Origin of the sequence: Thiohalorhabdus denitrificans (genome assembly GCF_001399755.1) — a bacterium.
Classification (GTDB): domain Bacteria; phylum Pseudomonadota; class Gammaproteobacteria; order Thiohalorhabdales; family Thiohalorhabdaceae; genus Thiohalorhabdus; species Thiohalorhabdus denitrificans.
The window spans coordinates 216657-229049 of the sequence record NZ_LJCP01000014.1 but is presented as its reverse complement, the minus strand read 5'-3'; the positions used below and the strand labels follow the sequence as shown (position 1 = coordinate 229049).

The window sequence follows — 12393 nt, the reverse complement described above, 5'->3', positions numbered from 1 at the left end:
GGGAGGAAACGATGGCGGCGATTCTGGCCGTGGGCGGGGCGGTGCTGGACATTGTCAACGTGGTGGCCGCCTATCCCGCCGAGGACAGCGAGGTGCGCGCGGAGCGCCAGGCGGTGCGGCTCGGCGGCAACGCCGCCAACACCCTGGCGGTGCTGGCGCAGCTCGGCCACCGGTGCGCCTGGTCGGGGGTATGGGCGGACGAGCCGGACGGCCGCCGCATCGTGGCCGACCTGCAGGCGCGGGGGATCCAGACCGGGCCTGCGCGCCGGCTCGCCGGGGGCAAATCGCCCACCAGCTACATCACCCTGAGCCGGGCCACCGGCAGCCGCACCATCGTCCACCACCGCGACCTGCCCGAGCTGAGCGCGGCGGACTTCGAGGCGGTGGACGTGGCCCCCTACGACTGGGTCCACCTGGAGGCCCGGCCCAACGCCGGGGACATCCCGCGCATGATCCGTCATGTGCGGCGGCACAGTCCCCGGGCGCGCATCTCCCTGGAGGTGGAGAAGGCCCGGGAGGGTCTGGAGCACGGCCTCCACGACCCGGATGTGGTGCTGTTCTCCGGGGACTACGCCCGCGGGCAGGGGTACGCGGACCCGGAGGGCTTCCTGCGCGGCCTGGATCCGGCCACGGTGCCCGGCATCAAGGTCTGCACCTGGGGATCCGCCGGGGCCGCGGCCGTGGACAACGCCGGGCGCCTGCACCGCACCCCGGCCTTCCCGCCCGCGCGGGTGGTGGACACCGTGGGGGCCGGCGACACCTTCAACGCGGGCCTCATCGATGCCCTGGCCCGGGCGCGGTCGCTGGCAGAGGCCCTGGAGGCCGCGGCGCGCCTGGCCGGGCGCAAGTGCGGGCGGGAGGGGCTGGACGGCCTGACGGGGGCCGGAGGGTGATCCTGCGCCGCGTTACCGGGCTCTTCCCCCTCTGGGCCCTGCTCGGGGCGCTGGCCGCCTACGCCGCGCCGGGGGTCTTCGCCCCCGCCGCCCCGGCCATCCTGCCGCTTCTGGGGCTGGTCATGTTCGGCATGGGCATGACCCTCACCCCCGCCGATTTCGGCGCCGTTCTGCGCCGCCCCGGCCAAGTGGGGCTCGGCGTGGGCCTGCAGTACGCCGTCATGCCCGCCGCCGCCTACGGGGTGGGCACGGCCCTGGGCCTGCCGCCGGCCCTGGTGGCCGGGCTGGTGCTGGTGGGCAGCGCCCCGGGCGGCACCGCCTCCAACGTGATCTGCTACCTCGGCCGGGGCGACGTGGCCCTTTCCATCACCCTCACCGCCGTCTCCACCCTGCTGGCGGTGCTGCTCACCCCCGCGCTCACCTGGGCCTACGTGGGGCGGACGGTGCCCGTGCCCGTGGTCGACATGCTGGTGACCATTGCGGAGGTGGTGCTGTTGCCGGTGGCGCTGGGTGTGGCAGTCAACACGCTGGCCGGCGGGCGGCTGCGCCCCCTGAAGCGGGCCTTGCCCCTAGTTTCCGTGGCGGCCATCGTGGTCATCATCGCCATCGTGGTGGCCCTGAACCGGGGCAGCTTGGCGGATCTGGCCCCGGCCCTGGTGGCGGCCGTGGCGCTGCACAACCTGATCGGGCTGGGCGCCGGCTACGGCGTCGCCCGCCTGCTGGGATTGGACATCCGCCGGGCCCGGACCCTGGCCATCGAGGTGGGCATGCAGAACTCCGGGCTGGGGGTGGCCCTGGCGGCCAAGTACCTGCCGGCGGCGGCCGCCCTGCCGGGCGCGGTGTTCAGCGTCTGGCACAACCTGTCGGGCTCCGCCCTGGCCGCCCACTGGTCCCGGAGGGCGACGGGCGGGGAGCCCGGGGGGGAGTCGGGATAGGCGCTGGCCTGCACACCGCGGTATGGCCGGAGTTTTTCCGGGGGCATTGCGTTTGCCGAAATGCCGCGGTATGAAGGGGGGTGCGTCTCCAGGCAGCCGGAGGGGGTGAGGCCATGCAGCGCATGATCCGGACGCACTGCGGCTGCCGTTTTGTGTGCGATTGTCCCGACACCGCCGAATGGGACCGCTGGCACGACGCCGACGCCGTGGCCTTCTACTGCCGGATGGTGGCCTACCGCGACCGCGAGGGCCACTGGTTCGACCGCGAAGGGCGGCCGGTGGACGGCCACCAGTTCGACCACGTCTCCAGCGCGGGCGTCACCCTGTTCGAATGCGTGCGGATGGCCCCCGGCGTGCCCATCTCCTGAGCCGGCCCGGCCCCAGACCCTTGCGTTTTGGTGGTCTAGGCAGGTATGGGGCCATGTGGTAGCCTTCGCCGCTCGACCGCCGTGCGAAAGTGGCGGAATCGGTAGACGCGCTGGATTTAGGATCCAGTGCCTTCGGGCGTGGGGGTTCGAGTCCCCCCTTTCGCACCACAAGTGTCCTGGCTCAGGAATTCGTTACATTTCTGAGCTTCCTGCGCCGGTTCGGAGCAAGGCGCGCCTTTGAGGCGGGCTGCTTGCCCGCGGAGGAGGCGCAACGCGGCGCCGGGCCGGCGCAGGAGCTCCCTGCGGGCGATCCGGGAGGGCGGACGGCGCGGCGTCGCCGGCCCTTGACGGGCAGGCAGCCCGCCTGCGGCCCGGCTCCGAGCTCGCGCCCGCCCTCCCGGCTCGCAGAATTGCAACGAATTCCTGAGCCAGGACACTCGGACCCGCAATCCCTCCCGCGATTATCCCGCTTGAGCTCCCCCGCCATGCATAGGGCCCGTTCGCTGTCGTCGCCGCGACCCAGCGCCGGCCCCCGATCCGAACCGGCGCGGGCAAGCGGGCTCGGGAGGGCCCGGACCGATTTGCAACCAGGAAATAGCCAACGAGGGGCAGAACATGGAAGTTTCGGTAAACGAGGGTTCCGGGCTGCAGCGCCAGGTGACCGTGACCGTGCCCGCCGAGCGGGTGAACCGGGAGCTCGACCAGCGGCTGCGCCAGCTCGCCAAGAACGTCAAGCTTCCGGGCTTCCGGCCCGGCAAGGTGCCCCTGTCCGTGGTGGAGAGCAAATACCGGGACGAGGTCTACGGCGAGGTGCTTAACGCCCTGGTGTCCGAGACCTATCCCAACGCCCTGGAGGAGCATTCCCTGAACCCCGTGGCCCAGCCCCAGCTGGAGCCCGGGGAGCTGCAGCGGGATCAGGACTTTTCCTACACCGCCACCTTCGACATCTACCCGGAGATCGAGCCCACCGGCTACAAGGGCATGGAGCTCGACAAGCGCACCGCCGAGGTGAGCGAGTCCGACATCGACGACACCGTCGAGCGCCTGCGCCAGATGCGCGCCGATTACGAGAAGGTGGAGCGCGCCGCCGCCGAGGGCGACCAGGTGCTCATCGACTTCGTCGGCCGCATCGACGGCGAGCCCTTCGAAGGCGGCGAGGCCACCGACTACACCATGGAGGTGGGCGAGGGCCGCCACCTGAAGGAGATGGAAGAGGGCCTGGTGGGCGCCACCGCCGGCGAGACCCGCACCATTGACGTGCCCTTCCCGGAGGACTACCCGCGCGAGGAGCTGGCCGGCAAGACGGCGCAGTTCGAGGTGACCGTCAAGGAGGTGCGCGAGAAGAAGCTGCCGGAGCTGGACGAGGACTTCATGAAGTCCTTCGGCGTGGAGGACGGCAAGCTGGAGACCCTGCGCTCCGACATTCAAGAGGGCCTGGAGAAGGAGGTGACCGAGCGCACCCGCGAGGGGCTGCGCAGCCAGATCTTCGAGAAGCTGGCCGAGGCCAACGACTTCCAGGTCCCCGACCAGCTGGTGGAGCGCCAGCTGGACCGCTTGGTGGAATCCCACAAGAACCAGTACCGCCAGCAGGGCCTGGATCCCGATACCCTGAATCTGGATTCCGACGAGCTGCGCGAGCAGTTCCGGGAGAACGCCACGAACCAGGTCAAGATCGGCTTGATGGTCCCGGAGATCGCCCGCATCGAGGGCGTCGAGACGAGCCAGGACGAGATCCGGGAGGAGCTGGAGCGTATGGCCGACCAGTACGGCTCGCAGCGCGATCAGTTCCTGCAGTACGTGGCCCAGAACCAGGAGCAGATGCAGGAGGTCGAAGGTAGAGCGCTCGAGACCAAGGTGGTAGATTGGATCGTTGAGAACGCCCAGATCAACGAGGAAAAAGTGCCCGTCAGCACCCTCTTGGGCTGGGAGGAAGAGTCGGGGGAAGGCAGCGAGTGACGGCGGCCCCGGCGAGGATGGCGCCACCTTGAAACCCTGGGGCGCCATCCCCATCTAAGGGACTGCCCGATACCTTCAACCAACCGAAAAGATCAGGAACCGCAATTGGATTGGGAACCGAGCCGGCACGGAGCGGGCGATACGCAGGCCCTGGGCTACGTCCCCATGGTCGTGGAGCAGACCGGCCGCGGCGAGCGTGCCTATGACATCTATTCCCGCCTCCTCAAGGAGCGCATCGTTTTCCTGGTGGGTCCGGTGGAGGACCACATGGCCAACGTTGTGGTGGCCCAGATGCTGTTCCTGGAGGCGGATAACCCCGACAAAGACATCTACCTCTACATCAACAGCCCCGGGGGCTCCGTGACGGCCGGGCTGGCCATCTACGACACCATGCGCTTCGTGCGGCCCAACGTCTCCACCCTGTGCGTGGGCCAGGCCGCCAGCATGGGGGCCCTACTGCTGACTGCCGGGGCCGAGGGCAAGCGCCACATGCTGCCCCACTCCCGGGCCATGATCCATCAGCCGCTCGGGGGCTTCCAGGGCCAGGCCACGGACGTGGACATCCACGCCCGCGAGATCCTCAAGACCCGGGAGACCCTGAACAAGATCATGCAGGAGCACACGGGTCAAAGCTACGAACGGATCCAAGAGGACACCGAGCGCGACTTCTTCATGTCCGCGAACGAAGCGGTGGATTATGGACTCGTTGATTCGGTCCTGGAGAACCGCCCCTCCGGAGGGACCGCCTAGGACCGGCTAAAGGTATTCTGCGATGAGCGACGACAACGAAGGCCGCAACAACGGCGGGGAGCAGCTTCTCTACTGCTCCTTCTGCGGAAAGAGCCAGCACGAGGTCCGCAAGCTGATCGCGGGCCCCTCGGTCTTCATCTGCGACGAGTGCGTGGATCTCTGCAACGAGATCACCGCCGAGGAGGAGGAGGAGCCCGCCTCCCTGTCGGGCATGGAGGGCCTGCCGCGGCCCCGCGAGATCTACGAGACCCTCGACGACTACGTGGTGGGCCAGGATTTCGCCAAGCGGGTCCTGTCCGTGGCGGTGTACAACCACTACAAGCGCCTGGAGTCCCAGGGGCTCGACGACGAGGTGGAGCTCTCCAAGAGCAACATCCTGCTCATGGGCCCCACGGGCTCCGGTAAGACCCTGCTGGCCCAGACCCTGGCGCGGATCCTCAACGTTCCCTTCGCCATCGCCGACGCCACCACGCTTACCGAGGCGGGCTACGTCGGCGAGGACGTGGAGAACATCATCCAGAAGATCCTCCAGAACTGCGACTACGACGTGGAGAAGGCGCAGAAGGGGATCATCTACATCGACGAGATCGACAAGGTCACCCGCAAGTCCGAGAACCCCTCCATAACCCGCGACGTGTCGGGCGAGGGGGTGCAGCAGGCCCTGCTCAAGCTCATCGAGGGCACCACCGCCTCGGTGCCGCCGCAAGGGGGGCGCAAGCATCCCCAGCAGGAGACCCTGCAGGTGGACACCACCAACATGCTGTTCATCGCCGGCGGGGCCTTCAACGGTCTGGAAGAGGTGATCCGGCAGCGCAGCGAGCAGGGCGGCATCGGCTTCGCCGCCGAGGTGCGCAGCGAGGACGAGAAGGGCAAGCGCGACGAGCTGCTGCGCAAGGTGGAGCCCGACGACATGATCAAGTACGGCCTGATCCCCGAGTTCGTCGGCCGCCTGCCCGTGCTCGCCACCCTGGACGAGCTCGACGAGGAGGCCCTGATCTCCATCCTCACCGAGCCCAAGAACTCCCTGGTGAAGCAGTACCAGCGGCTGTTCGAGATGGACGGGGTGGAGCTGGAGCTGCGCGACGAGGCCCTGCGCGCGGTGGCCCGCAAGGCCATCGAGCGGGGGACCGGCGCCCGGGGTCTGCGCTCCATCCTCGAATCCTCCATGCTCGAGATCATGTACGAGCTGCCCTCCATGTCCGGCGTGAAGAAGTGCGTCATCGACGCCTCCGTGGTGGAGGAGGGCGGCGAGCCGCTGCTGATCTACGAGGACGAGGAAGAGAACCGCTATGCCGGGGGCGACGCGAGCCGCTGAGGCCCCCGCATCCAAAGGTGCCCGGCGGCGCCTGCCCCGATCGCGGGGACAGGCGCCGTTGAGTACCGGGGAAGGTAAATAACGCTATGGCCGAACAGGAACAGAACCAGATTACCGCGCAAACCGGGGACGTGGTGCCCGTCCTGCCGCTGCGGGACGTGGTGATCTTCCCCCACATGGTGATCCCGCTGTTCGTGGGCCGGGAGAAGTCCATCGCCGCCCTCGAGGAGGCGATGGCCAACGACAAGCAGATCCTGCTGGTCGCCCAGAAGGACGCCTCCGTGGACGAGCCCGAGGCCGAGGGCATCCATACGGTGGGCACCCTTTCCACCATCCTGCAGCTGCTCAAGCTGCCCGACGGCACGGTGAAGGTGCTCGTGGAAGGCGGCAAACGCTCCAAGGTGAGCGAATTCCGCACCGAGAACGAGCACTACGTCGGGCGGGTGGAGCTGCTCGCCGAGAGCGCGTATGAGGACAAGGAGATGGATGCCCTCATGCGCTCGGTGATCAACCAGTTCGAGCAGTACGTCAAGCTCTCCAAGAAGACGCCGCCGGAGGTGCTCACCAGCCTGTCCTCCATCGAGGACCCGGCGCGGCTCGCCGACACCATATCCGCCCACCTCTCCCTGAAGGTGGAGGAGAAGCAGGAGGTCCTGGAGATGGAGGACCTCCGCGAGCGCCTGGAGCACCTCTACAGCCTGATGGAGTCGGAGATCGACCTCCTCCAGGTGGAGAAGCGCATCCGCGGCCGCGTGAAGTCGCAGATGGAGAAGTCCCAGCGCGAGTACTACCTCAACGAGCAGATGAAGGCCATCCAGAAGGAGCTCGGCGAGCTCGAGGAGGGCGGCAACGAGGTAGACGAGCTGGAGGAGAAGGTCGAGCAGGCGGGCATGCCCAAGGAGGTCAAGGAGAAGGCCGACAAGGAGCTCAAGAAGCTGCGCATGATGAGCCCCATGTCCGCCGAGGCCACCGTCGTCCGCAACTACATCGACTGGCTGGTCTCCGTGCCCTGGAAGAAGAAGTCGCGGCTCACCCGCGATCTGGCCAAGGCCCAGCAGGTGCTCGACGAGGACCACTACGGGCTGGAGAAGATCAAGGAGCGGATCCTCGAGTACCTGGCCGTGCAGCAGCGGTCCAAGAAGCTCAAGGGTCCCATCCTCTGCCTGGTGGGTCCCCCGGGCGTGGGCAAGACCTCGCTCGGCAAGTCCATCGCCCGCGCCACCAACCGCAAGTTCATCCGTATGAGCCTGGGCGGCGTGCGCGACGAGGCGGAGATCCGCGGCCACCGGCGCACCTACATCGGCGCCCTGCCGGGCAAGATCGTCCAGAACCTGGCCAAGACCGGCACCCGCAACCCCCTCATGCTGCTGGACGAGGTGGACAAGATGGGCATGGACTTCCGGGGCGACCCGGCCTCCGCCCTGCTGGAGGTGCTCGACCCGGAGCAGAACAGCCACTTCCAGGACCACTACCTGGAGGCGGAGGTGGACCTGTCGCAGGTGATGTTCCTCACCACCGCCAACAGCATGAACATCCCGCCGGCCCTGCGGGATCGCATGGAGATCATCCACCTCCCCGGCTACACCGAGGAGGAGAAGCTCCATATCGCCGAGAAGTACCTGCTTCCCAAGCAGAAGGAGGCGAACGGGGTCAAGGAGGACGAGCTCACCGTCTCCCGTAACGCCATCCTCGACATCATCCGCCGCTACACGCGGGAGGCCGGCGTCCGCAACCTGGAGCGGGAGATGGGCACCCTGTGCCGCAAGGCGGCCAAGGAACTACTCACCGAGTCCAAGCGCAAGAAGGTGCAGGTTACCCATAAGAACCTGGACAAGTACCTGGGCGTGCCGCGCTACCGCTACGGCCAGGCCGAGGAGGAGAACCAGGTGGGGGCCGCTACCGGCCTGGCCTGGACCGAGGTGGGGGGCGACATCCTCACCATCGAGGCCACGGTGGTGCCCGGCAAGGGCAAGCTGACCATCACCGGCCAGCTGGGTGACGTCATGCAGGAGTCCATCCAGGCGGCCATGAGCGTGGTGCGGGCCCGTTCGCGCTGGCTGGGCCTGGAGGACGATTTCTACCAGAAGCACGACATCCACGTGCACGTTCCCGAAGGCGCCACGCCCAAGGACGGCCCCTCGGCCGGCATCGGCATGTGCACCGCCATCATCTCCTCCTTCACGGGCATCCCCGTGCGGGCGGATGTGGGCATGACCGGCGAGCTGACCCTCCGGGGGCGGGTCCTGCCCATCGGCGGCCTCAAGGAGAAGCTCCTGGCGGCCCGGCGCAGCGGTCTCAAGGAGGTGATCATCCCCCGCGAGAACGAGAAGGACCTCACGGAGATCCCCGCCAATATCAAGGATCCCCTGCAGGTCCACGCGGTGGACACCATCGACGAGGTCCTGCGGATCGCCCTGGAGTATCTGCCCGAGCCGCTTCCTGGGACCGGGCCGGCCGCCAAGGGCGAGGAACGGGATACCGCGCAGGGAAGACCTACAGCACATTAGAAAATTATAAATTTAGAAAACCGGGTCGGGTTCCGACCCGGTTTTTTTTGTGTTGAGCCTCGGAATGAACGCTGGTATGTTGCATTTCCAGTGTCCGGGATACGCTGACGCGTAGCCGGACAACCAACCGAATTTCCAAAATTTGGTGGATTTTTTTGTCAGGGGGCCTTGGCGTGGGTTTTCTCATGGTTGACACTGTCGCGCACGGGCCCGTATAAGAAATCAGGGTCACTCACCGGAAGAAAGGGGAGTACTGTGAACAAGACCGACCTGATCGAGAAGGTGGCGAAAGACGCGGACCTGTCCAAGGCTGCGGCCGGGCGGGCCGTAAATGCGGTGTTCGAGGGGATCTCCGATTCCCTGTCCAAGGGCGAAGAAGTGGGCATCGTCGGCTTCGGGACGTTTTCCGTGTCCGAGCGTCCGGCGCGCCAGGGCCGCAACCCCCAGACTGGCAAGCCCATCCAGATCGCGGCGACCAAGGTTCCCAAGTTCAAGGCTGGCAAGAACCTCAAGGATTCCGTAAAATAAGGGGTTTTCGGCGGGCGGTTAGCTCAGTTGGAAGAGCGCCGGTCTTACACACCGGAGGTCACAAGTTCGAACCTTGTACCGCCCACCAAAACTCGTTATAATACGTTTTCCATTTGCGGGGCGGTAGCTCAGTTTGGTTAGAGCGCTGGCCTGTCACGCCAGAGGTCGCGAGTTCGAGTCTCGTCCGCCCCGCCATTTTTGTAAAAGCGAACCTCCGGGTTCGCTTTTTTTATGCCCGGTCACAGGGGGCCGCAGGGGGTTCAGTTCCATCCCGCGGGCCTTTATCTTGGTGGCCTTCTTCCCGGCTCGGTCCGGGCGCGGATCCATAACCACCACGAACGGAGCAAGGACCCCGTAAATGCTCGATTTCATGCGCCGCCAGGCCCAGGGATGGATCGTCAAGGTCCTGTTCGGCCTGATCGTTCTGAGCTTCGTCTTCTGGGGAGTGGGGGATTACTTCTCCGGAAACTCCTCGGTTACGGTGGCCACCGTGGGCGACCAGGAGATCACCCAGCGGGGCCTGGAGAACCGGGTGCGGAGCGAGCGGAATCGCCTGCGCCAGGTGATGGGGGATCGGTTCTCCCCGGACCAGATCGATCCCGAGCGGCTCCGCCGCCAGGTCCTTCAGGACCTGATCCGGGAACGGCTCCTGGAGCTGGAGGCCGAGCGCCTGGGCCTGACGGCCAGCGACCAGGCCGTGCGGCTGGCCATCCGGGGCCAGCCGGCCTTCCAGCAGGGCGGCGAGTTCAGTACCAGCCAGTACGAGAGCATCCTCGGTCGCATGGGCCTCGGGCCCAGCCAGTACGAGAACCGGGTGCGTCGGGACTTGGCGGTGCAGGCCTACCAGGGGTTTTTCTACGAGGGCACCCTGGTGGCCGAGGAGGAGGTCTGGGAGGCCTACCGGACCCGCAACGAGGAGCGCCGCATCCGCTACGGACGGCTGGCCCCTGACCAATTCCGCGACCAGGTGACCCTGGAAGACGCGGCCGTGGAGGCGTACTACGAGGAGCACCAGGACCGCTACCGTCGACCGGCCCGGGCCAAGGTGGAGTACGTGGTCCTGAGCCCCGAGACCGTGGCCGGGCAGATGGGGGAGCCGGGCAGCGACCAACTGCGCTCCTACTACGAAGCCAACGCCGGCCGATACACCGACGATGCCGGGGAGACGGCACCCTTCGAACAGGTGCGGGACCAGGTGGCGGAGGATTGGCGCCGGGAGCAGGCGGAGCAGCGGATCTACGACCGCCTGCCCACCTTCCAGGACCTCCTCTACACCCGGGACAACCTGACCGCCGCGGCGGAGGAGTTCGGCCTGGAGGCGCGCACCTCCCCCTGGATCCCGCGTAACGGGGACCTGCCGGACGGGGTTCCCGAGGACCCCGCCTTCCGCGAGGCCGCCTTCGACGTGGGCGTTGGCCGGAACTCCGAGGATCTGGAGCTCGAGGATAACCGCTTTGTGGGCCTGCACGTCCTGGAGCGCCAACCGCCCTCGGCCCGCCCGCTGGAGGAGGTGCGCGAGGAGGTGCGCCAGGACCTGCGCCGGGAGCGGGCCCGGGAGCTGGCCCGGAAGCGGGCGGAGGAGATCCGCGAGGCCGTGGCCCAGGGAGGGTCTTTGGCCGGACAGCTGGAGGACCTGGGCGTCCAGGTGGAGGAGGCCGGGCCGATTACCCGCTCGGAGGCGGGGTCCCGACTCCCCGGGGACCTCGCGGGATCGGCCTTCGCCGCCCAATCCAGCGCGGCCGGGGTGGCCCGGATGGACCGGTCCGATTTCGCCGTGTTCCGGGTGGAGGAGGTTATCCAGCCCGGCCGCGACGATCTGGAGGAGGGCCAGCTCCGTAAGCTCCGCTCCGGGGTGCGCCTGGATCGGGGCGAGTCCCGCATGCAGGCGGTGATGGATCAGCTCCGCCAGCGGCACGGGGTGCGTATCCTGAAGGAGTTCGGCTCCGGGAACGGCTGAGCCCACCGGCCTGATAGCCCCTCGCCGGACAGGCGGGATTCCGCCCGGGGACGGTCGATACCGTCGCCCGGGCGTTTTTGTTGGTGGATCCCTCTCCGGACGGGGCACCGCGCGTGTGCACCCTTTCCCCCACCTTGGATTCCCCTCCCGGCCGCCCCTGGCGGTTACGCGGTACAGTCCCGGGCGCGGCAGGCAGTACAGTTTCCGTCCGCACAAAACTGTACCGGTATATTAACTGGACTATGAATCTGTATGGATCCGTTCCTTCCACCTACAGTAGGGGCTGTGAGGCGGCCCGCCGGCCGCCATCGACAGCCAAGAAGGAGCAGTCATGACCATTCGCAACGTGAACACCGGCAACCAGTACGGCCAATACACCCCCGACTTCGTCGACTACTGGGACGATCTGGTGGGCTGGGAATCCCGTGCCGCCTCCGAGGGCGGGTTCTACGAGCGCCTGCTCAAGGGATCGGGTGTGCGCGAGGTGGCCGATGTGGCCTGCGGTACCGGTTTCAACGCCATCAACCTCGCCAAGTCCGGCCTGGTGGTCACGGCCGCCGACGGCTCCGAGAACATGATCGCCAAGACCCGGGAGAACGCCGCCCAGATGGGGGTGACCTTCGCCGAGACCAAGGTGGCGGACTGGGTGAAGCTGGACAAGGAGGTGGGCACGGAGCGCTTCGACGCCCTGGTATGCCTGGGCAACTCCTTCACCCACTTGTTCGAGCACGAGGCCCGGCGGGATGCCATGGAGGCCTTCTTCAAGGTGGTGCGCCCCGGCGGCGTGGTAATCATCGACCACCGCAACTACGACTCCATGCTGGACCACGGCTACACCTCCTCGCACCAGCACTACTACACCGGCAAGGGGGTGGACGCCTACCCGGCGGAGCTGAACCGCTACCTGGCCCGCTTCGAGTACAAGTTCCCGGATGGCGCCCACTTCCAGCTCAACATGTACCCGCTGCGCCAGGACTACGTCTCCCACCTCCTGGAGGACGCCGGCTTCATCAACGTGGAGCGCTACGGCGACTTCGAGAAGCCCTACGACCGGGAGAACGTGGACTTCATCCAGCAGGTGGCCTACAAGCCCAAGGCCTAGCCTCCGTAAGACAGGATCGGGAAGGGATTGCGGTCGCCGGGAGCGGAACCCGCAACGAAAAGGCCCCCGTCGGTGACGGGGG

The 12393-nt window shown here is 67.3% G+C and carries 10 protein-coding genes and 3 tRNA genes; all 13 read left to right on the top strand.

The features are described 5' to 3' along the window. Positions 1-11: 11 nt before the first annotated feature. Positions 12-893 carry a PfkB family carbohydrate kinase gene (locus AN478_RS12805; protein WP_054967003.1) on the top strand — a complete coding sequence of 294 codons (882 nt, stop codon included), beginning with the start codon at positions 12-14 and terminating at the stop codon, positions 891-893. Between the two features lie 2 nt (positions 894-895). Beyond that, positions 896-1828, top strand: a complete 933-nt coding sequence (locus tag AN478_RS12800; RefSeq protein ID WP_399354689.1) for a bile acid:sodium symporter family protein — start codon at positions 896-898, stop codon at positions 1826-1828. Positions 1829-1941: 113 nt separating this feature from the next. Then, the gene (locus AN478_RS12795; RefSeq protein ID WP_054967002.1) at positions 1942-2196 is read left to right on the top strand and encodes a hypothetical protein; all 255 of its coding nucleotides are present in this window, start codon (positions 1942-1944) and stop codon (positions 2194-2196) included. An 83-nt stretch (positions 2197-2279) separates the two neighbouring features. Continuing rightward, positions 2280-2364 (top strand) — tRNA-Leu (locus AN478_RS12790). A gap of 447 nt (positions 2365-2811) precedes the next feature. Beyond that, positions 2812-4152 (top strand): trigger factor, encoded by a 1341-nt coding sequence (gene tig, locus AN478_RS12785; RefSeq protein ID WP_054967001.1) that lies wholly within the window; start codon positions 2812-2814, stop codon positions 4150-4152. 150 nt (positions 4153-4302) lie between these two features. Further along, positions 4303-4902: an ATP-dependent Clp endopeptidase proteolytic subunit ClpP gene (gene clpP, locus AN478_RS12780; RefSeq protein ID WP_269434451.1), complete on the top strand. Its 600-nt coding sequence runs from the start codon at positions 4303-4305 to the stop codon at positions 4900-4902. A 22-nt stretch (positions 4903-4924) separates the two neighbouring features. Then, positions 4925-6217 carry an ATP-dependent Clp protease ATP-binding subunit ClpX gene (gene clpX, locus AN478_RS12775; protein WP_054967000.1) on the top strand — a complete coding sequence of 431 codons (1293 nt, stop codon included), beginning with the start codon at positions 4925-4927 and terminating at the stop codon, positions 6215-6217. 86 nt (positions 6218-6303) lie between these two features. Further along, a complete protein-coding gene (lon, locus tag AN478_RS12770) occupies positions 6304-8724 on the top strand; it encodes an endopeptidase La (RefSeq protein ID WP_054966999.1) in 2421 nt (806 codons plus the stop codon). Positions 8725-8979: 255 nt separating this feature from the next. Beyond that, on the top strand, positions 8980-9252 hold the full coding sequence (locus AN478_RS12765; protein ID WP_054966998.1) for an HU family DNA-binding protein: 273 nt from the start codon (positions 8980-8982) through the stop codon (positions 9250-9252). 12 nt (positions 9253-9264) lie between these two features. Continuing rightward, positions 9265-9340, top strand: a tRNA-Val gene (locus tag AN478_RS12760). 29 nt (positions 9341-9369) lie between these two features. Continuing rightward, positions 9370-9447 (top strand) — tRNA-Asp (locus AN478_RS12755). A 163-nt stretch (positions 9448-9610) separates the two neighbouring features. After that, complete coding sequence (locus tag AN478_RS12750; RefSeq protein WP_054966997.1) at positions 9611-11209, top strand: peptidylprolyl isomerase; 1599 nt, start codon at positions 9611-9613, stop codon at positions 11207-11209. Positions 11210-11540: 331 nt separating this feature from the next. Further along, the gene (locus AN478_RS12745) at positions 11541-12311 is read left to right on the top strand and encodes a class I SAM-dependent methyltransferase (RefSeq protein ID WP_054966996.1); all 771 of its coding nucleotides are present in this window, start codon (positions 11541-11543) and stop codon (positions 12309-12311) included. Positions 12312-12393 lie beyond the last annotated feature (82 nt).